Source organism: Cohnella hongkongensis, assembly GCF_042654645.1.
Lineage (GTDB): Bacteria > Bacillota > Bacilli > Paenibacillales > Paenibacillaceae > Cohnella > Cohnella hongkongensis.
The window spans coordinates 719,252-738,743 of the sequence record NZ_JBHSEP010000001.1 but is presented as its reverse complement, the minus strand read 5'-3'; the positions used below and the strand labels follow the sequence as shown (position 1 = coordinate 738,743).

Here is a 19,492-nt window from a genome sequence, read left to right as displayed (position 1 = left end):
GCTTAATCTGACTGCTTCTTCTTTGAATGCTTTGTCGTACCGTTTCATTGTCTCCCGTCCCCTCGTTAGCTTTCATTTTATTTCATATGAGGGTGTTTTTCGACTGCATTTTTATCGTAGCACTCCAACCTATGCCAGCCCACCACCTTACGCCAACCCACGCCAACCTATGCCAACCTATGCCTACCCACGCCAATCCACGCCAGTCCACCAACTTACGCCAACCCACGCCAACCCACGCCAATCCACTCCAGTCCACCAACTTACGCCAACACACGCCAACCTATGCCAACCCACTAACGTAACTAACGGTTGCCAGCGGCGCTAATTGTGCCATTTTCGCAGTACGGAGATTGTAACGGTTGCAACAGCGGCTATTTCCGCCGAAAACACGCCGTTTCGCTCGATAACCCCAGAATAAGCGCGGTGGCAACCGTTAGCTTTTCCTTTTTCGGGAAAACGATCGATTAAGCGCCACTGTAACCGTTAGATGTTGCCGGCAGGATGCGCGCCGTGCCGTTTTCGCAATATGGGGATTGTAACGGTTGCCAGCGGCGCTAATTGTGCCATTTTCGCAGTACGGAGATTGTAACGGTTGCAGCAGCGGCTATTTCACCTGAAAACGCGTCGTTTCGCTCGATAACCCCAGAATAAGCGCGGTGGCAACCGTTAGCTTTTCCTTTCTCGGGAAAACGATCGATTAAGCGCCACTGTAACCGTTAGACGTTGCCGGCAGGATGCGGGCCGTGCCGTTTTCGCAATATGGGGATTGTAACGGTTGCGTAACTGTTAGACGTTGCCGCCAGGAAGCACGCCACCGATCGCAAACCACCGATCGCATACGCCAATGGCTTAACCTGACAACATTGCTGTCCCGCAGGCCCGATCCCGGCCGGAAAGCCCGGCGGTCCTGCCAACGGCGAGTTCACCCCGCTGGCCCATCTGTGGGGATTGCCGGCCTTGTCGCTGCCTTCGCCGCGCCCAAGCCGGGATTGTGCGGATCGGCGGAAGAGGTTGCCGACCGGCTTCAGGAATGGTTGGAGACGGGCGCAGCCGACGGCTTCATTCTGCACAGCGAGGTGCCGGGAACGTTGGCCGACGTGACTAATCTGGTCGTGCCGATTCTTCAGGAGCGCGGTTTGTTCCGCCGCGAGTACGAGGCCGACACGCTGCGGGGCATTCTCGGCGTGCCGGTGCCGATAAATCGGTATGCGGCCGATTGAACTGGGCGCAAATATCGCGGCCGCGTAGAAATATTGGCTAAGGAATCATGGAGGTGGAACAGCGCGATTGTTCCACCTTGCTTCCATTGCCGCGCACTAGCCGAATGAGCGAGCGAATCGCCGGAAACGCCTTCAACCTGTTTCGTCAAAATGACACTGTAAACAGGAGACGCAGCCAGGAATGGCAGGATTCGGCATCCTTTTAATTGATAATGATTATCATTATCTATATACTTATCTTATAGTAAACAGGAAAGGAATGAGGTTATGATTGGGTTGAAGATGCCGGACAATTGCCCGGCGGAGGGAGAAAGCAGCGCGCCGAACGAGCAGGCCGCACATTCGAGTCCGCCAGAAGCCGTTCAAGAGGCGGCGAGGCTGATTCGCGAAAGAAGAACGATCCGCAGCTTTGCCAAGCGTCCCGTATCCGGACAGGCACTGGCCGGGCTGCTCAAGCTCGCTGCACGGACGGTAACGCTGGAGCACGATGCGGCCGCGCTGCGGTTTATTGTGTTTGCCAGTGAGGAAGGAAAGCGCAAGGCGGGCACAGCCATCATGGCCGCATACAGCGGCCAGGGCCTATACCGCTGGATGCCGGGCAAGCTCGTCCAGGCGATGGCCGAGCGAGTAGCGAAAATTCCGGCGATGGTGGCCGTCATTCAGCGCGAGCTGGCGGATGACGCTGCCAACGATCGGCAGTTGGCGGCTGTGAGCGCGATTGTGCATAGCTTTACGCTGCTTGCATGGGAGTGCAAGCTCGGGCTCGTATGGAATACGGATCCGGTTGTGGAGCATGAGGCGTTGACTTCCGGAATCGGACTCGCGCCAGACGAACGGCTTGTTTGTCTGTTATATATTGGAGAATACGATAAGACGCCGAAGGGAAAGCGGCGAACGCCGGCGGCAGACAAGTGGACAGCGCTGGGAACGCTGCGGGGGAAGGAGGAGGACGCATGAGCATACAGCCGACGATGGAACAAATCCGGGAGTGCGGCCGGTTCAGTGAACGCCCCGTTACGGCGGAACAGATCCTGGCGCTGCTGGAGGATGCGATATGGGCTCCGAATCACCATCTGCGCGAGCCTTGGCGGTTTATTTGGGTTGCCAGCGACAGCCGCGGCAAGCTGGAAGAAGCGCTCGACTCGCCAACGCAGAATCAGCTGCGGACCTTGATCCGGGAGGCTCCGGCTTGCTTGATTGTCGCGGCTCCCGTGCCGCAGGACGCCCGGGAGGCAAAGGATGATTTTGCCGCGGCCTGCTGTCTGATCCAGAACTTGCAGATTCTCGCTTCGGCAGCCGAGATTGGCATGAGCTGGCATTTGCCTTTAGGGCAAGAGGACAAGGCGTTTGGTTTCGCCGCGGAATTGCGGCTGGACGAACGGGTCGTCGGAGTGCTGGGGTTTGGCTACTGGGAGAACATGCCTTCAAAAGCTCCCGAAAAACCGCCGATAAAGATTGAAGTGTGGTAGACTTCGAGGAAACCGGTATATTATCGTCCATTACCGGACAGCGTTACAGACGAACATGCCAAGAATAGGAGGAAGTAGGATGAGCAATATAAAAGGCGGCAGTCCCGGCGTTCCAAGTTGGGATGAGCGGTTTAGCGCGGACGTATATGTATACGGTGAGGAAGCGAACCTTTTTATACAGGAAACGACGCTGTTTATCCCGCCGAAATCCAAGGTAGCGGCTTACGCGGAGGGAGAGGGACGTAATGCGGTGTTCCTGGCCAGGCAAGGGCACGAGGTTACCGCTTACGACTATGCTCTGACAGGATTGCGGAAGACGGAGGCGCTGGCGGCCAAGCACGGTGTGCGGGTACACACAGCGCAGGCGGACTTGATTGAAGACGAGCTGCCGGTGGAGTCGTATGATGCGGCGGTGATGGTGTTTGGCCATTTTCCTCGCGAGGTTCAATACCAGGTTCTGGATAAGATTATCGGATCGGTGAAACCGGGCGGCCGGCTTCTGATGGAAGTATACGAGGAGGAGCAAATCAACTGTGATACGGGCGGTCCGAGAGAGGTGGCCTGGTTGTACAGCGCAACGGAGCTGTTGGCGTGGTGCAAGCGACAGCGGATTAAACACTTTTTCACAGGAGAGGCAGAACGGACAGAAGGCTTGTACCATAGCGGAAATTGCTATGTCGTGCAAGTGGTCGTAGAGAAGCCGGCGGCGAAATGACGAATAAATGCGCAGGGCGGACGAGAGACATGCTCTTGTCCGCCTTGTCCACAACGGACAGCTTAAGCCTGATGCTTGGCCTCTATCGCCCCGTCCGCTTTCGTCGACGCTGTCGGGCTGGCGTCAGAGAGGGCTCTGCCGGGCAATACAAGCATGATTAGTACAAGCAGCAGCAATAGAGCCCCGATGACGGCGAACGGCAGATGCCGGTCGACATTGTACAGCGCGGTCGCCAGCAGCGGCGCGGCAACGCCGGACAGCCCTTGAATCAATCCGACCAGACCGGCGACGCCGCCTTGCTGCTCGGCGGAGACGGACAGCGATGCGCCCGTCATAAATCCCGGCATCATGAGGCCGGCGCCGATGCCGAATGCCAGATAAGCGAGATACAGCACGGCCAGCGAGCTGCCTGCAAGCAACAAGCCCATGCCGAGTACGATCAAACCGCCGCCGGCGAGCAGCATGGTGCGCGGGCCGGGCGCCGCCGACGCAAGCTTCATTAGCAGCGCCTGCACAAGCAGCATCGACGCACCGCTGATCATAAGCCCGAACGATACGAGTCTTGCCGCTTCCTTCGTGCCGATCATCAGTTGATCCTGAAAATAAAATCCGCCCACTACCTGCAGGGTGACAATCGCCAGCATCATCACAAAGCCGGCCGACAAGTACAGCCGCACGCCCGGCTGGAAAGGATTAAGGCGCGGGGGCTTGCTCTTGGCTGCGGCGGATGCTTTGGCTCCGTTCTCAAGGACGGATCGCTTCGGAACAAGCAGCGCTATCGCCGCCAGCGCAACAAGCGGAAGCAGCGTTCCCGCATAAAGGGGCCATAGCAGCCCCATCATCGCCAAACCGCCGGCGACAGCCGGTCCGAGCACCAGGCCAAGTCCGTTGGCCGCGCCGATCAGCGCCATTCCGGCGGAGCGGTTACCGGTATCGGTGATATCTGCCATATAAGCCTGCGACGCAGAAGGGACGGCGGGAATAAACGCGCCGATCATCGAACGCGTCAAGATCAGCGAACCGATCAACATCCCGCCTTGGGCCGCGCCGTGCAAGCCGGCGTACATGGCAGCAGTAAACAGTGCGTAGCTGATCAGTATGCCGACGAAGCCGGCCACAAGAATCGCCCGCCGCCCCTTGCGATCGCCCGCCGCCCCTTGCGATCGCTTAGGCTGCCCCAGAACGGCGCCATCGCCGCCATCGCCACCGAACCGAGCGAGATAATAAGGCCGGACTGCATTTCGCTAAGTCCCAATTCGCGGGAGAGCGAAGGCATGACCGGCGCGATGATCATTAACCCCGACATCGCCGTAAATACGCTGAAAAATAAGCCGAACCGGATTTTATCCATCTCGTTGTTTCTCCTCCTCGTCCTGAATCCCCTCATCCTGGATCATAACAGGAAGCCGGACTCTCTCGCCGCCGCAGGACGGAGTTATTATGCGGCTGGAGGGAGTTTTGCAAGGATCGTCCAACGAGGCGCGAGTCGGAGGTTTTTTTGAAAATTGCCGACGCGTCGGCTACACCCGGCTGGGCGTCGTTCCGAACGTCTGCTTGTAAAGCGCCGCGAAATGACTGAAATTGCGGTAGCCGACGGCCAGCGAAACCTCGCTGACCGAATAATGGCCGCTTTCCAGCAGACGGCGAGCCTCATTCATGCGCAAATGGCGCACATATCCGAACACCGTCGTGCCGTACCGCTCCTTGAAGGCGCGTTTCAGCTTGAAATCGTTAATGCCTACGGCGCGAGCAAGCTCAAGCAGGCTCGGCGGCCGTCTCCAGTTATGCCGCAGCAATTCCAGCGCCTTCTCCAGACATTGCAGGTCGTAGGCGCTCATTCGGAGCTTCGTATCGGACAGCGGCTCCTCGAATGCTTCCCCGAGATAGTAGGCAAGCAGCTCCAGCGCCTTTCCCTCCAAGTAAAGCCGGCCAAGCGCGCCGCGGTACGGGCAGTCGTTGATTTGTCCGATTAGGCGGGACAACTGCGGCCGATCGGGCACCAGCCGGCCGTAAAACGAACGCTCGGCCAGCCTGGCCAATTCCGGAAGCTCCATGTCCAGCGCGCGCAGATCCATCCTGAGCTCCAGATGGTTCCAGTTGTCGCTCGGGTGCATCTGCGCGCGAACCCGCTTGTCCTTCATATATACCAGCGCCGAATGACCCGGCTCGATCGTACATCCGCTGCCTTCGCAAGAGCCTTCCCATCCTCCGCCGGACAGGCTATAGGCGATTTCGAGATGCGGGTAGCCGACCTCGGCGTCAAAGCTCAACGGCTTTTCCAGAACGCCCTCGTACCAATTCAACTCCATGCCCCGACGCAAGCAGAGCCGGCGCACCCGCGCCTCGCCCCCGCGAATCGGCAGCGCAAAGACGCTTTCTTCCGTATCCGCTGCGGCTCCGGATTCTTTTCTTTTCAGCTTGAGAAAAAAGCTGTCCAGGCTTTCCGTTTTTACCAGCATGCCCAAGGCGGCCTCCTTTCCCGTACTTAATCGCACCCAATTGAGAATCGTTATCAATATCGTAAAGGATTGATTCGGCTTTGGCAAGCAAAGCCGCGCCATTGCCTGCGACTGCCCCGGTTGGAGAGGATGGAAAACGGGCGGAGACCCGCAAGAAATGCGAAAGGATGTGAATCACCCTGCGATAACCCGCACTGTACAAAGTTTGCGGCATGTTTGTGCTTCGTTTACCATCCGTTTACTTTCACTTTCTATAATCGGCTTGAAATAGCCGGAAAGGGATTTTAAGCCCAATAGAAAGGAAGTCAACCGATGAACCAACCTCCCGTCGTACAGTTTCAGCACGCAACGAAAAAAATCGGAAGAAAGACGATCGTGGACGATCTGTCGTTCGATATTCCAGCCGGAGAAGTATTTGGTTTTTTAGGCCCTAACGGAGCGGGAAAGACGACGACCATTCGCATGATGGTGGGACTGATCAGGATCAGTCAGGGCGATATTTTCATTAAGGGACACAGTATTGCCCAAGAATTCAACAAGGCGATTCGGCATGTAGGGGCTATTGTGGAGAACCCGGATTTATACAAATATTTGACAGGCTATCAAAATTTAAAGCATTACGCGCGGATGATCCCCGGCGTTGCCAAAGCCCGCATTGAAGAAATTGTAGAAGTCGTTGGACTTCAGGACAGGATTTATGACAAAGTAAAAACCTATTCCCTTGGCATGAGGCAACGGTTGGGGATTGCCCAAGCCCTTCTGCACCGCCCCTCGCTACTCATTTTGGATGAACCGACCAACGGGCTTGACCCCGCGGGGATTCACGAATTGCGCAGCTACTTAAAAAGACTTGCCCATGAAGAAGGGGTCGCCGTGTTCGTTTCAAGCCATTTGCTTTCTGAAATGGAATTGATGTGCGATCGGGTAGGCGTCCTGCAAAATGGAAAGCTGGTCCGTATTCAAAGCATGCGAGACTTCGTCCATAACAGCGGAAGCTCTCATGTTTGCGTGACCGTTGAACCTTCTCAAGTCGAACAAGCGCAAGGGCTGATTGCCGCCTTGAACAAGGCGGTCTTGCCGGCAAAACAGCCGGGGCAGCTGCTGATTCCGTTGAACAAAGAGGAAATCCCCGCCGTCAACAAGCTCCTCATGGAAGCGGGCATTCCGGTATACAGCATTCAGGTGCAGGAGCAGACCCTGGAGGACAAATTTTTGGAAATCACGGAGGAGAAAAAATGATCGGTTTGGCGGCCAACGAAAGCATGAAAATATACAGCCGGAAATTGACCTGGCTTCTGCTGCTGCTGCTGTTTGCCATCTCTGCGGGCTCCTCCGTCCTGGGCAAAATCAACAGCACGAATTCCCAAGATTGGCGGGCGGAAACCGCGCAGCTTGTCCAGCAGTATGAACAACGATTAAAAATAACGGAGCTGTCTTCTACGTTGCGCGCCGATGCTGAAAACAAGCTGAAAATAGCCAAGCATCGTTTGGAAAACGACATTCCTGCGCCCTCCGGCAATCCGTGGTCGGCTTTGCTCGCCTTCTCCGGCTTAATCGAGATGGTCATCGTTTTCTCCATCATTATTGCCGCGGATCTGGTAGCCGGGGAATATACAACCGGAACGATGAAACTGCTGCTGATCCGTCCGCACAGCCGCGCTAAAATTTTGTTTTCCAAATATATCGCGGCGTCTCTGTTTGCTGTCGTGATGCTGGCGCTATTGGCGGCATGCGGCTATGCTGCGAATGCGTTGTTGTATGGATTAGGCAGCATTCACACGACGGATTTATTTTTGAACGGGCAGGGACAAGTCGTTCAGCAGAATGTGGGGATGCAGGTCCTCAAAATGTACGGTTTAAGCATTGTTCCGGTCATGGGCTATGTCACCCTCGCTTTTGCGGTATCGACGGTTCTGCGCAACAGCGCCCTGGCGCTCGGAATTTCGCTGTTGATTATGATCGTGGGTAATTCCATGATAGAAGCGACAGCCAGGATGGAATGGTTAAAGTACCTTCCTTTTGCCAACAGCGACATTAGCCTGTACATTTTTCATCTTCCGGCCAGGCCAGAGATGACGCTGAGCTTCTCCATCGCCGTGATGCTTGTATACATCCTTGCACTGACCCTTCTAAGCTGGATCGTGTTTAAGAAGCGAGACGTGTCGATCTAGTGGCCAACGTTATCCGTTTCGTTAGATAATAGAGGTGATCCGATCAAGAAAGGAGGAAGGCAGGGTGCGCTCACAAAGAATACTCATTATTGACGACGAACCTGGCATTGTCAAGATGCTGGAAACCATTCTGCGCAAGGAAGGGTATTCTTCCATCAGCAGCGCCTTTACGGGTCAGGAAGCCTTGGAAAAAATAAGTCATGACCCGTATGACTTGATTGTTTTGGACGTCATGCTGCCCGATGCGGACGGATTCCAGCTGTGCCAAAAAATCCGTCAGCGCACCTCCGTCCCCATCCTGTTTCTTACGGCTCGTTCAAGCGATTTGGATAAATTGACCGGGCTCGGGATCGGAGGGGACGATTATATGACGAAGCCCTTTAATCCTCTGGAAGTTGCCGCTCGCATCCATGTGCAGTTTCGGAGACTGGAGCAATATCGGGCCGCTGCGCAGACAACGGAGATTTATCGTTTCGGTCCTGTCGCCATCGATAAGAAAGCCGCTCAATTGCGGGTAGACGGCAAAGAGATTCCTTGTCCGGCCAAAGAATTGGAGCTTCTGCTGTTCCTGGTCGACCATCCTAATCAGGTATTTACCGCAGGGCAGCTGTACGAGCATGTATGGGGCTATGACCGTATAGGGGACGAGAAGACGGTTGCCATTCATATTATGCGCCTGCGCAAAAAAATCGAGCAAGACGCCAAACAGCCCTCCCTGATCGTTACGCTAAGGGGGATTGGCTACAAGTTTGTCCCTCCCCAACAGGGGGGCCTGGCATGAAAATGGACTTTACAAATGGTAAATTGGTCGTCCGCTTTACATTGAATTTTATCCTGCATCAGCTCTTGCTGTTCTTAACCGTCTCGTTGCCGGCCGTTTTCTATATTGTCGTGCTGAAGCAGCCGGAAAAACTCGTTGTCGTCAACCTGACAACAGGCATCATAATGGCGGTATACTTGTTGTATTGTTTGTTTTACGGCTATTATGTGGCGCGGCCGATGGCGGACATTTTGGTGAAAATCAAAAGGCTGTCAAGCGGCGAGTATCTGGTTCCCGTCAACCCCAAACGCTTCCGCTTCTTTTCCAGCCGCCTGTACCGGGAAGTCTACGCCAATCTGAATTCTCTTTCCCAGACCTTGCAGGAAAACGAGCGTAAACGGCAAGAGTTTGAGCAGCTGCGGCAGGATTGGGCGGCAGGCGTCACCCATGACCTGAAAACCCCTTTGTCTTATATTTCCGGCTATGCGGACATGCTTTTATCGGATGAGCATGAATGGAGCGAGGACGAGAAAAAAGAGTTTTTGCATTGGATTCGGGATAAGTCCGCCCATATGGAAGAGCTTATCCATGATCTTGGAATGGCTTTCCGGATGGACCCGTCCATCGGATTCAAGTTGTCCTCGCAAACCATCGAGCTGGCGGAGTTCATTCGCAGAACGGTTGCGGAAGCGGCGAATATGCCCCTGGCCAAGGCGTATCACTTCGAAATTCGAGGCGAAGAAAAAAACCTTTATGTAACGGGGGATGCCGGGCTGCTGAAAAGGGCGTTCTCAAACCTGCTGGTCAATGCGGTAGTTCATAATCCGGCAGGGACATCCATTACTGTACACCTACAAGGCGCCGGCTCTCATGTCCAAGTACAGATTACAGACGACGGAAACGGAATGGATGAACAAAGCGTCGCCCGTCTGTTTGACAGATATTATCGGGGGACCTCGACGGACATTCCTGCAGGCGGTACCGGACTGGGAATGGCGATTGTGAAGCAGATCGTCACGGCGCATCAAGGAACAGTCGACGTCACGAGCAAAATAGGACAAGGTACGACGGTCACCGTTCAACTTCCTCCTATTTAACATGCGTTGGCATTGTGAATCAGGTTAAACCGCATTTGGATGAGCCGGCTTTCGTCCGCGACAACGCGGGGAAAAGACTCCGGGATCTTCGCTTCCAGGCGCACCGGCTTGCCCTCGGTCATGAAACGAAGAATGTCGAGTACGCCGGACACTGTCGATTGAATGCTGGCCGCCAGCTTGCAGGAAAATTGGATGCCGCACCGCCTTCAACGTCTAACGGTTGCAGTAGCGCTTAATCGACCGTTTTCCCGAAAAAGGAAAAGCTAACGGTTGCTACCGCGCTTATTTTGGGGTTATCGAGCGAAACGGCGTGTGTTCAACTGAAATAGCCGCTGCTGCAACCGTTACAATCCCCACATTGCGAAAACGGCACGATTAGCCGCGCTGGCAACCGTTACGTTAGTGGGCTGGCGTAGTTTGGTGGGCTAACGTGGGGTGGTGGGTTGGCGTAGGTTGGTCGGCTAAAGTGGGCTGGTGGGCTAACGTGGGTTGGCGCAAGTGAACGATAACAAAGACAGGAGCAGATCGGAATGAAACTAGAGGAATTCATTGAACACTGTTTGTCTTATCCAGGCTCGTATGAAGATCAACCTTTCGGAGAAGGCTGGACGGCCATACGCCATAAAGGGAACAAGAAGTTATTTGCCTTGATCTTCAACCGGGATGGACATCTTTGCGTTAACCTGAAATGCGATCCTGAGCGCTCCGACTTTCTTCGACAGGCATTTAAGGAAGTCAAGCCGGGATATCATATGAATAAAGAGCACTGGAATACCGTGATTCTGGATGAAGACCTTCCGGAGGATGATCTTCATGATATGGTAAGGCATAGCTTTGAACTCACAAGGCCTAAACGTAAAACCCAAAAATAGTGGGGATCAACCCTGGAACAATCCCAGCTTACCCCGTCCAAAACGCGATGACCCGGGACATTCGTCAGGCGGCTGCCAAAGCGAACTATCCCGAGTATATGTCCCTTTGGGCGGGGCAGGGGCTCAGGTTAGCCAAAGCCCAATCTGCAGCGGCCATCGTCAAGCAAACCCTCGAGCATGCCGCTGCGATTGTGAAAAGAACGTTCTCGAATGAAGGGGACGAATCCTCTCCAGCCAACGGCTAGTCGTGATCCTCCCGCCATGAGGACGGTTTTTCGGTGCTGCGGAAAGCCGGGAGCCGGCAAGATCATAATCCTGTAAGGCCGCGATACCGATCGCGGCTAGTCGAGCCTCGCCTGGAGTCGTTCAGGGCGGGGCTCTTTCTATAGAGCAGCCGCTGCACTCGCCTCGATTAAAAATATGTCATCTCGGCTAATTATTTTCTCTGTCCCAGACTTGTCCGGGCCTTTATGATGTAAACAAGCAAGACGAACAACTAGAGTCAACCAAGGAGGTCATAAGGCGATGAAACAGAAACGGATGTTGGGCTTGGGAGTTTCCCTGACGCTGGCCGGAGGGCTGCTGGCAGGCTGCGGGGCGGATTCGGCTACGGAAAGCAAAGGCGGAGACAGCGCTCAGACGGCGGAGAACGCAGGTCTGCCCTACGAGGGAAAGAAGCTGACGGTGTACCTGGGCAACCTGCCGCTCGGTGACACTTTGAAAGAGATGATTCCCGAGTTCGAGAAGGAAACCGGGATGAAGGTGGAGCTTCAGAGCTTTGCCGAGGATCAGCTTTCGCAGAAGCTGTCGATCCAGTTGACGACACAGGCGGCCGTGCCGGACGTCTTCATGATGCGTCCGCCGCAGGAAGCCAAGCTGTTCGCCAAGAACGGCTGGACGTATCCGCTCGACGAGTTTGTGAACCAGAATCCCGAATACGATTTCGGGGACTTCTCCGAATCGGGCATCCAGGCTAACGTCGTGAACGACAAGCTGATCGGCATTCCGGTGCTGCTGGACCAAACGGTCGTCTATTACCGGAAGGACTTGCTGGAGAAGGCGGGCATTCCCGTCCCGAAAACGCTGGACGAGATGGAGGCGGCCATTCAGGCGCTTCACGATCCTGCCAACGAGGTGTACGGCTTCGTCGCCCGCGGCCAGCGCAGCGCGCTCATCACGATGGTTGCCCCGTTCCTCTTCTCGGAAGGCGCGGATTTCTCGCAGGGGAATACGGCTACCGTGAATACGCCGGAAGCGATTAAGGGCTTCGGCAGATATGCAAGCTGGCTCAAGGATTACGGGCCTCCGGGCGTCCTGAACATGTCGTTCCCGCAAGCATGGGGAGTGTTCGCCCAAGGCAAGGCGGCGTTCTTCGTCGAATTCAGCTCCACGTACACGAACGGCACGGACAAGGAAAAGTCGAGCGTGGCGGACGATATCGGCTATGCGGTATTCCCGGCAGGCTCCGCCGGCTCCAAGCCGGTCAGCGCTTCCACATGGGCGCTCAGCATGAATGCCAATGCCGCTGACAAAGAGGCCGCATGGCAGTTCATCCAATGGGCGACAAGCAAAGAAATGGTGGCGACGCTGCAGAAAAAAGGCAACCCGGGCGTTCGCAACTCCGTCTGGAACGATCCGGAGTCGACAGGCGGTTTTCCTCCCGAGCTGGTCGAAGTGGCGTTGGAAAACTTCAAGATTGGCGTCGGCCATGACCGTCCGCAAGTCATCAGCGTAGGCGAAGCCCGCGAAATTATCGGGGACATTGTCGTCAAGGCGATGCTGGGCGAGGATATTCAGGCGGCCGCCGACAAAGCGAATAAGGATTTCCAGGCTCTGATCGATAAAGAAAACAGTTAAAGTAAGCGCTTAGATGAAGATTCGAAGCGTCGGAGGCGGTCGTCTCCGGCGCTGCCCGACCGCTGTCTCGCACGGGGAAAGAGAGGTTCCGCATGGCATTAAAATGGTTAGACAAAAGAATCAAATGGGTCTTCACGCTCCCCGCGGTGCTTTTCGTCGTCTTGATGATGGTTTTTCCGCTCGGGTATACGCTTAGGCTCAGCTTTTACGAATGGAGCATGTCCGCCCTGACGCCCCCCAAGTGGGTCGGCTTGGCTAACTATAAGGAGCTCCTGTCCGGGGAGAGATTTTGGCGCGACTTCGGCATTACCGTCTACTTCACGTTTGCCGCCGTCCTCATCCAGATCGTGCTCGGCGTGCTGATCGCAGTTTTGCTGAACCGGAAGGGCAGAGGCAAAAATATCGCCAAAACGATATTCCTGATGCCGATGGTAGCAACGCCGGTCGCGATGGGAATGGTATGGCTGTTGATTTTCGAGCCGAGCATCGGGGTGCTGAACGTCATTCTCAAATCGGTCGGGCTGAATCCGCTGGAATGGCTCGGATCCGTAAAACAAGTTATTCCTTCTTTAATTATGATAGACACCTGGCAGTGGACGCCGATGATCTGTCTTCTGGTGCTGGCCGGGCTGACCACCCTGCCCCAGGATCCGTACGAATCGGCGGACGTCGACGGCGCGTCGACCTGGCAGAAGTTTGTGTACATTACGCTTCCGCTGCTGAGGCCGACCATTCTTGTAGCCGCGATGCTGAGACTGATCGACGCGCTCAAGACGTTCGACATTATTTTTGCCACGACCCAGGGCGGTCCGGGCTCCTCGTCGGAGACGCTGAACATCTACGGTTACATTCTCGCCTTCCAGAACTTTAAGCTCGGCATGGCCTCGACGCTGCTGGTCGTCTTCTTTATGATCGTATTGGGATTGACGATGGGCGTGATCTGGCTTCGCAAAAGGCTGGAGGTGGCGGCGTGAGGAGGAAGGATAGAGCCTACGGGTATGTGTACGCCGTCTTGACCGGCATCGTCTTGATCGTCTTCGCCTTTCCGTTGATCTGGATGCTGCTCGCCTCGTTCAAGACGCAAATTCAGATGCAGTCGACCAGTCATTTTTTCATCTTCGAGCCGACGCTTAGAAACTATACGCAAGTGTTTCAAGAAAACAACTTCCTGAAGTACATGATCAACAGCGCAATCGTGGCGATCGGATCGACCGCAGGGGGGCTTCTGTTGGGACTTCCCGCAGCGTATGGCATCGCCCGTTTCCGGATGCCGGGTCTGGCGCTGACGATTCTCGTGGCGCGGATCGTGCCCGGCATTACCTTTCTGATTCCGTGGTTTATCCTGTTCAGCCAGTTGAATCTGATCGACTCGTATACGGCGCTGATTCTGGCGCATATGCTCGTCAGCCTGCCGTTCATCATCTGGGTGATGATCCCGTTCTTCGAGAGCCTGCCGCTCGAGATCGAGGAGGCCGCTCTCATCGACGGCAGCACGAGAGCCGGCGTCTTCCTGCGAACCGTCATTCCGATCTCGGGACCGGGCATTATCACCTCGTCCCTGATGTCCGCGATCTTCTCCTGGAACAACTTCTTGTTCTCTCTGGTGCTCGCGGGCGAGAAGACGAAGACGCTGCCGATCGCCATCTTCAACTTCATTTCCTATTCGGAAGTGAACTGGGGCGGGCTGATGGCGGCGGCTACCGTCATTACGCTGCCTATCATTGTCATTTCACTATTCGCTCAGCGCTATGTGATCAGCGGCCTGTCGGCCGGCGCCGTCAAGGGCTGAGCGGCGAATATCGAGGTTGTCCTCTTTAGGAGGGCGACCTTTTGCGCTGTTTGGAAGAAGGAGCGATAGACATGAAGAAAAGCATATTTCGCAAAATCGTCATCCTGATCGTGCTTCTGCTCATTCCGATCCTGGCGCTGTACAGCTACTCTTACTTGACGAGCGTGAACGTCGTGAGAAAAAGCGTCGACGAGCTCAACTGGAGCCGCCTGTCCTTCTTTATGAGCCAGCTGGAGCTTTATACGGACGAGCTGTCCAAATCGGCAGTACTGGTCGGGCGCGACCCGAGCGTGGCCGAATATATTCGCGACCGGGACCGGACGACGCGCTTCGAGGCCTTCAAAAAAAGATCGGACGTCGAGAAGAAGCTCAGCCTGCAGATCGCGGTCAGCGGCTGGGTGAATCAGCAGACGCTGTACTTTCCCGATTTCCAGGAAGTCATCTCGACCGATTATTCGATTCCTTACGACGACATCGACAAGCTGAGCGAGCAGAAGGCCAAGGTGTGGACTTACCGGTACGACCCGAACGGGTCGTTTTTCTCCAAATATTATCCGAGCGACACGCTGGGCACGAACTTCCTGGTCGAAGCCCGGCTGATGGAGCTTAATCTTCGCAACATGTTGAATCGGTTCAATTCCGTCGGACAAGGCGGCGCTTTTTTTTATCATCGCGATCAGGAGCCGATCGTGCAGGATACGGCGAATATGGTGAACGTGAACGTGCTGCTGGACTTTCTTCGTTCGGAGGCGCTGGAGGAGAACGGAAGCGAGATCGTCGAGCTCGGCGGAAGAAAGTACGTCATTAACTATATGCATTCGGACAGTCTGGAAGGGTGGCACCTCGTCAATTACTTCCCGCTGCAGGAAGTCGTTCGGCCGATCACGGAAAGCCGCAATCTGTTCAATACGTCGATCGGGCTGCTGCTGGCGCTGAGCATGCTGGCGGCCTTCCTGCTGTACCGCAACGTGCAGATTCCGATCCGGCAGCTTGTCAACGGTGTGAAGAAAATCGGCAAAGGGCAGTATTCCACGCGTCTGTCCGCGCGCCCGGACAACGATTTTCATTATTTGTTCGTCAGCTTTAACCAGATGGCCGAGGACATTCAGCGGCTGATCGAAACGGGCTACGAGAACAAGATCAGGCTGCGGGAAGCGACGCTGAAGCAGCTGCAATCGCAGATCAATCCGCATTTTCTGTACAATTGCCTGTTTTATATCAAAAATACGGCCGCTCTGGGCGACAAGGAAGCGGTCGTGGCCATGGCGCTTAATCTAGGCGAGTATTTCCGGCATACGACCAGAGTGTCCAGGCCGCTGACGACGGTGGAAGAAGAGATTGCCATGATTCGCAATTATTTGGTGATCCAGAATTTGCGAATCGAGCGGTTTCATTACGAGATCGACATTCCGGACGAGATGCTTGCGTTGGAAATTCCGCGACTGATCGTGCAGCCGGTCGTGGAGAACGGGCTCATACATGGAATCGGACGAATTTCCGGCTTCGGAATGCTGACCCTCGTTGGCGAGTGCACGGAGGAGGAGTACCGGATCGTCGTTGAGGATAACGGACCCGGGATGACTCAGGAAGAGATGGAGAAGCTTCAGCGGCAGGTCGGATTGTCGATGGACGAGGACATCGGCTGCGGCTTGTGGAACGTGAACCAGCGGTTGATTCATCTGTACAAGAGCGGCTCCGGCATTCGGTTCGGCCGGTCCGATCTGGGAGGGCTGAGAGTCGATATCGTCTGGAAGCGCGGAACGACGGAGGAAGAGCGGGAGGAGAGCAATGTTTAACGTATTGATCGTAGACGACGAGGTCAACGTCCTGGAAAGTCTGGAGCAGCTCGTTCCATGGGAGAGGTACGACGTCGGCACGGTATATAAGGCGAGCACGGGCGAAGAAGCGCTGGCGGTGATGGAGAGCCGCATTATCGATATCGTCATCGCGGACATCAATATGCCGGTCATGACCGGGCTGGAGCTGATCGAGCAGATTCGGACGCGGTGGAAAAGGGCGCGATGCATTCTGTTGACCGGGTATGCCGAATTCGAATATGCCCGCCAGGCGATCTCCCACAATATCGCCGATTATTTGCTGAAGCCGGTGAGCGACGACGAGATCGCAGCCTCGTTAACGAAGGTGACGAATCAGATCCGGCAGGAGATCAGCGAGGAGGACACGTACCGGAGGGCCGTGCAGGCGTTCAGGGAAAGCTTGCCCCGGCTTAGGGGAGAGCTGCTCTACGAGCTGCTGCAGGGAGCCCGGATGTCCCCGGAGCGGCTGGTCCGCCGACTGGAGATGCTGGAGCTTCCCGTCCGGCCCGGCGATCCCTTCGCGCTGATGCTGATTCGGCTCGAGGAAGATTTGACGGACTACGACGTTCGGAGCATGTCGCTGCTGGAGTACGCGATCGGCAACATGGCCGAGGAAATATTCGGCGACCGCTTTCGGTTGTGGCAGACGAAGGATCTGCATGACTACATGGTTTTTCTGGTGACCGTACATGACGGCCTGAAGCGGGACGCCGACGATTCCTTGCTGCAGCGGCTGGCCGCCCAGTTCCAGCAGAGCGTAAAGCATTACCTGAAAAGCAAAATATCCGTCCTCAACAGCCGCTGGGGCAGCTTTCCGTCGGAGCTGACGCCGCAATATCAAAAGGCGGTCTACGCCTTTCGCAGCCAGATCGGCAGCGAGCGGGAGATGTTCACGAGCATGGGCGCCGACGAGGGCGGGCAGGCGGAATTCGGCTCGCTGCACAGCCTCTATGAGCTTCCGCTGCTTCATCACTTGCTCGAGGCCGGCAACTGGCAGGCCGCCGAGAGGAAGCTTGAGGCCGTTCTCGAAGAACTGGACGAGAAGTGGATTCGCTCGAAGGAATATATGCTCGCGACGTTCTTCAGTTTGTACGCGTCGTTCGGCCAGTTCGCCCATAAGAGCGGGTGCGAGCTGTCCGAGATCGTCGGCGGCGATCCGGCGGGCGGCGACGAGCTTCAGCCGGCAAGGTCCGTTCATTCGCTGCGAAGATGGGCCAGTCAGACGTTGGGCAAAGTCCGCAGCCATGCCGAGCGCGCGACGGCTTCCGTGCGCGATAGAACGATTCGGAGAATTCAGGACTACGTGCAGCGGAATTTGAACGGGGACGTGTCTTTGCAGACGATCGCCGATGAGCTAGGCACGCATCCGGTCCACGTGTCGAGAGTGTACAAGCTGGAAATGGGCGAAAATCTCAGCGAGTACATCGCTCGCCTCAAGATGGAGAAGGCGGCCCATCTTCTGACTTCGAGCACGGGCAAAATTTACGAGATCGCTCTGCAGCTCGGATATATGAACCCGAACTATTTCATTAAAGTTTTCAAGAAGTATTACGGTCTTACCCCGCAGGAGTACCGGCAGCACCGGCAGCAGTAGCGGTTAAAAATGAGCTATCCGGGCTAATTTTTTGCTCTGTTTTCCCGAAAATGCACGGTTTACGATAGGAGGGTGAAACGGACTGCAAAGAAGGGAAGGATGCGGATGGCCGCCGGAACCAAGGCTGTTCTGAGCCTGGATATAGGCTCGTCTTCATGCAAGGCGGCGCTGATCGACGATTGCGGGCGACTGCTGGCGGAGAGCAAGGCGTCGTACCCGATTCACCATCCGAAACCCGGGTGGTGCGATCAGCATCCCGATGAGATATGGGAAGGCGCCGTCCGGGCGATTCGGGGGCTGACCGGGGATGGGGGCGTCGCCCGCGGCGAAGGCCGAATCGGCGTTGAAGCGATTAGCTTCAGCTCGCAGATCGGCTCCTACATGCTGATCGATCGCGAGGGGGAGCCGCTAACCCCATTCGTCACATGGATGGACACCCGCGCCGCTGCGGAAGCTCAAGAGATGAAGCGGGCGTTCAGCGAGGCGGAGCTGCAGGCGCTGCTCGGCATGGACATTCCCGTAGGGCCGAACTGGGTCGCGCCGAAGCTTCGCTGGTTTCATCGGCACCGCCCGGAGCTGCTGGAGCGAACGCGCTACGTCGTCCAGCCTAAAGATTGGGTCATTCGTCAGCTGACGGGGCGCTGGCTGTCGGACAACACGAGCGCCAAGAGCGCCATTCACCGACAAACCCTGAAGCCCGCCTCCAAGCTGCTCGAGTGGGCGGGGGCCGGGCCGGAGATCGTGCCGCCGATCGGACTTCCGCACGAGATCGCAGGAGAGCTGATCCCTTCCGTGGCGGAAAGCCTGGGCTTGCCGGGAGGCATTCCCGTCGTGCTCGGCTGGAACGATATGAACGCGGCTTTGCTCGGGCTGGCTGGAATGCCCGATCGAACCGCTGGCTTCGACATTACCGGCACGTCGGAGCATGTCGGACTGATCGAACGCGGCTCGTTCTCCCCCGTGCCGAAATATGTCGAGGGCATGAATTGGGTTCCGTTCGGGGACGAGCACCGCGTCCTCTACGGCGTGACGTCGACCGGAGGACAAGCGCTGAAATGGTATGTCGAGCAGATCGATCAATTCGGCCGCGCGAATCCGGCTGGAGCGGTCGATTACGACGAGGCGCTGCGCGAGGCCGGCGACGTTCGGCACGGGTCGGACGGGCTGCTGTTTCTTCCCTATCTGAACGGGGAGAGATCCCCCTGGTGGAACCCTGCGGCCAAAGGCGTATTTTACGGTCTTAGCCCGTCGCACGATCGCCGTCACCTGGCACGGGCCGTGATGGAGGGGGTCGGTTACTCCATGCGGACGATTATCGCGCGGCTGCCGCAGAGACCGGAAAGCATGCTGATCGCCGGCGGTTCCAGCCGCAATCGGCTGTGGAACCAGATCAAGACAGATTTGATCGGGGTGCCCTTCAGCCGTCTGGAGACGACGGAGGCCGGCTGCCTCGGAGCGGCGGTGCTGGCCGCCTATTCGCTCGGCTGGTATTCCACTTTGCGCGAGGCGGGCAGCCGGATGATCCGCATTGCGGAACGGTACGAGCCCGATCGTTCGGCCGGCGGGGTGTACGACGAAGGCTACGAAAAGTTCGTAGAGCTGTATCATGCGCTCGTCCCCGTATTCGGCTGCGAACCGTCGAGAGCGAGTAAAGACAACTAAGGGGGAA

18 protein-coding genes and 1 pseudogene are annotated in these 19,492 nt (G+C 56.2%); 16 read left to right on the top strand and 3 right to left on the bottom strand.

Features of this window, described 5'->3' with window-relative positions; genetic code table 11:
• The first annotated feature begins 944 nt into the window (after positions 1-944).
• The 4 genes from ACFO3S_RS03375 (at position 945) to ACFO3S_RS03360 (ending at position 3,407) form a co-directional block, all read left to right on the top strand.
• On the top strand, positions 945-1,223 hold the full coding sequence (locus ACFO3S_RS03375; RefSeq protein WP_378092201.1) for a hypothetical protein: 279 nt from the start codon (positions 945-947) through the stop codon (positions 1,221-1,223).
• A 267-nt stretch (positions 1,224-1,490) separates the two neighbouring features.
• Entirely contained in the window at positions 1,491-2,180 is a 690-nt protein-coding gene (locus ACFO3S_RS03370) for a nitroreductase family protein (RefSeq protein WP_378092199.1), read from the top strand.
• On the top strand, positions 2,177-2,692 hold the full coding sequence (locus ACFO3S_RS03365) for a nitroreductase family protein (protein ID WP_378092197.1): 516 nt from the start codon (positions 2,177-2,179) through the stop codon (positions 2,690-2,692). The genes ACFO3S_RS03370 and ACFO3S_RS03365 overlap by 4 nt, the downstream gene beginning before the upstream one ends.
• Positions 2,693-2,771: 79 nt before the next feature.
• A complete protein-coding gene (locus tag ACFO3S_RS03360; protein ID WP_378092195.1) occupies positions 2,772-3,407 on the top strand; it encodes a class I SAM-dependent methyltransferase in 636 nt (211 codons plus the stop codon).
• 62 nt (positions 3,408-3,469) lie between these two features.
• Here ACFO3S_RS03360 and ACFO3S_RS03355 read toward each other — a convergent pair whose 3' ends face one another.
• From ACFO3S_RS03355 to ACFO3S_RS03345, 3 genes are all read right to left on the bottom strand, one after another.
• Complete coding sequence (locus tag ACFO3S_RS03355) at positions 3,470-4,525, bottom strand: MFS transporter (RefSeq protein ID WP_378092193.1); 1,056 nt, start codon at positions 4,523-4,525, stop codon at positions 3,470-3,472.
• Entirely contained in the window at positions 4,501-4,758 is a 258-nt protein-coding gene (locus ACFO3S_RS03350) for an MFS transporter (protein ID WP_378092191.1), read from the bottom strand. Before ACFO3S_RS03350 ends, ACFO3S_RS03355 begins: the two co-directional genes overlap by 25 nt.
• Positions 4,759-4,927: 169 nt before the next feature.
• Positions 4,928-5,866, bottom strand: a complete 939-nt coding sequence (locus tag ACFO3S_RS03345; RefSeq protein WP_378092189.1) for a helix-turn-helix transcriptional regulator — start codon at positions 5,864-5,866, stop codon at positions 4,928-4,930.
• 312 nt (positions 5,867-6,178) lie between these two features.
• On the opposite strand from ACFO3S_RS03345, the gene ACFO3S_RS03340 reads away from it, so the two are divergent.
• The 12 genes and pseudogenes from ACFO3S_RS03340 to ACFO3S_RS03285 all read left to right on the top strand — a co-directional run bounded on the left by ACFO3S_RS03340 (position 6,179) and on the right by ACFO3S_RS03285 (position 19,485).
• The gene (locus ACFO3S_RS03340; protein ID WP_378092187.1) at positions 6,179-7,105 is read left to right on the top strand and encodes an ABC transporter ATP-binding protein; all 927 of its coding nucleotides are present in this window, start codon (positions 6,179-6,181) and stop codon (positions 7,103-7,105) included.
• A gap of 5 nt (positions 7,106-7,110) precedes the next feature.
• Entirely contained in the window at positions 7,111-8,037 is a 927-nt protein-coding gene (locus tag ACFO3S_RS03335) for an ABC transporter permease (protein ID WP_378092185.1), read from the top strand.
• A gap of 64 nt (positions 8,038-8,101) precedes the next feature.
• Positions 8,102-8,818, top strand: coding sequence for a response regulator transcription factor (locus ACFO3S_RS03330; protein ID WP_378092183.1), 717 nt, complete (start codon positions 8,102-8,104; stop codon positions 8,816-8,818).
• Entirely contained in the window at positions 8,815-9,894 is a 1,080-nt protein-coding gene (locus ACFO3S_RS03325; protein ID WP_378092181.1) for a sensor histidine kinase, read from the top strand. The genes ACFO3S_RS03330 and ACFO3S_RS03325 overlap by 4 nt, the downstream gene beginning before the upstream one ends.
• A gap of 530 nt (positions 9,895-10,424) precedes the next feature.
• On the top strand, positions 10,425-10,766 hold the full coding sequence (locus ACFO3S_RS03320; RefSeq protein WP_378092179.1) for an MmcQ/YjbR family DNA-binding protein: 342 nt from the start codon (positions 10,425-10,427) through the stop codon (positions 10,764-10,766).
• An 11-nt stretch (positions 10,767-10,777) separates the two neighbouring features.
• Positions 10,778-11,011: pseudogene (locus tag ACFO3S_RS03315) on the top strand (nitronate monooxygenase); the annotation flags it as partial.
• 280 nt (positions 11,012-11,291) lie between these two features.
• A complete protein-coding gene (locus ACFO3S_RS03310; protein ID WP_378092177.1) occupies positions 11,292-12,623 on the top strand; it encodes an ABC transporter substrate-binding protein in 1,332 nt (443 codons plus the stop codon).
• 92 nt (positions 12,624-12,715) lie between these two features.
• Positions 12,716-13,597, top strand: coding sequence for a carbohydrate ABC transporter permease (locus tag ACFO3S_RS03305; protein WP_378092175.1), 882 nt, complete (start codon positions 12,716-12,718; stop codon positions 13,595-13,597).
• Positions 13,594-14,412, top strand: coding sequence for a carbohydrate ABC transporter permease (locus ACFO3S_RS03300; protein WP_378092173.1), 819 nt, complete (start codon positions 13,594-13,596; stop codon positions 14,410-14,412). Before ACFO3S_RS03305 ends, ACFO3S_RS03300 begins: the two co-directional genes overlap by 4 nt.
• A 71-nt stretch (positions 14,413-14,483) precedes the next feature.
• Positions 14,484-16,208: a sensor histidine kinase gene (locus ACFO3S_RS03295; RefSeq protein WP_378092171.1), complete on the top strand. Its 1,725-nt coding sequence runs from the start codon at positions 14,484-14,486 to the stop codon at positions 16,206-16,208.
• Positions 16,201-17,823 carry a response regulator transcription factor gene (locus ACFO3S_RS03290; RefSeq protein WP_378092169.1) on the top strand — a complete coding sequence of 541 codons (1,623 nt, stop codon included), beginning with the start codon at positions 16,201-16,203 and terminating at the stop codon, positions 17,821-17,823. Before ACFO3S_RS03295 ends, ACFO3S_RS03290 begins: the two co-directional genes overlap by 8 nt.
• Positions 17,824-17,928: 105 nt before the next feature.
• Positions 17,929-19,485 carry a xylulokinase gene (locus tag ACFO3S_RS03285; RefSeq protein ID WP_378092167.1) on the top strand — a complete coding sequence of 519 codons (1,557 nt, stop codon included), beginning with the start codon at positions 17,929-17,931 and terminating at the stop codon, positions 19,483-19,485.
• The last annotated feature ends 7 nt before the right edge of the window (positions 19,486-19,492 follow it).

What these genes read in the sequence shown, in the direction of transcription:
- ACFO3S_RS03320 (WP_378092179.1), top strand. Translation starts at nt 10,425, where the DNA reads ATGAAACTAGAGGAATTCATTGAACACTGTTTGTCTTATCCAGGCTCG.
- ACFO3S_RS03305 (WP_378092175.1), top strand. Translation starts at nt 12,716, where the DNA reads ATGGCATTAAAATGGTTAGACAAAAGAATCAAATGGGTCTTCACGCTC.
- ACFO3S_RS03290 (WP_378092169.1), top strand. Translation starts at nt 16,201, where the DNA reads ATGTTTAACGTATTGATCGTAGACGACGAGGTCAACGTCCTGGAAAGT.
- ACFO3S_RS03295 (WP_378092171.1), top strand. Translation starts at nt 14,484, where the DNA reads ATGAAGAAAAGCATATTTCGCAAAATCGTCATCCTGATCGTGCTTCTG.
- ACFO3S_RS03340 (WP_378092187.1), top strand. Translation starts at nt 6,179, where the DNA reads ATGAACCAACCTCCCGTCGTACAGTTTCAGCACGCAACGAAAAAAATC.
- ACFO3S_RS03370 (WP_378092199.1), top strand. Translation starts at nt 1,491, where the DNA reads ATGATTGGGTTGAAGATGCCGGACAATTGCCCGGCGGAGGGAGAAAGC.
- ACFO3S_RS03285 (WP_378092167.1), top strand. Translation starts at nt 17,929, where the DNA reads ATGGCCGCCGGAACCAAGGCTGTTCTGAGCCTGGATATAGGCTCGTCT.
- ACFO3S_RS03350 (WP_378092191.1), bottom strand. Translation starts at nt 4,758, where the DNA reads ATGGATAAAATCCGGTTCGGCTTATTTTTCAGCGTATTTACGGCGATG.
- ACFO3S_RS03310 (WP_378092177.1), top strand. Translation starts at nt 11,292, where the DNA reads ATGAAACAGAAACGGATGTTGGGCTTGGGAGTTTCCCTGACGCTGGCC.
- ACFO3S_RS03365 (WP_378092197.1), top strand. Translation starts at nt 2,177, where the DNA reads ATGAGCATACAGCCGACGATGGAACAAATCCGGGAGTGCGGCCGGTTC.
- ACFO3S_RS03345 (WP_378092189.1), bottom strand. Translation starts at nt 5,866, where the DNA reads ATGCTGGTAAAAACGGAAAGCCTGGACAGCTTTTTTCTCAAGCTGAAA.
- ACFO3S_RS03360 (WP_378092195.1), top strand. Translation starts at nt 2,772, where the DNA reads ATGAGCAATATAAAAGGCGGCAGTCCCGGCGTTCCAAGTTGGGATGAG.
- ACFO3S_RS03325 (WP_378092181.1), top strand. Translation starts at nt 8,815, where the DNA reads ATGAAAATGGACTTTACAAATGGTAAATTGGTCGTCCGCTTTACATTG.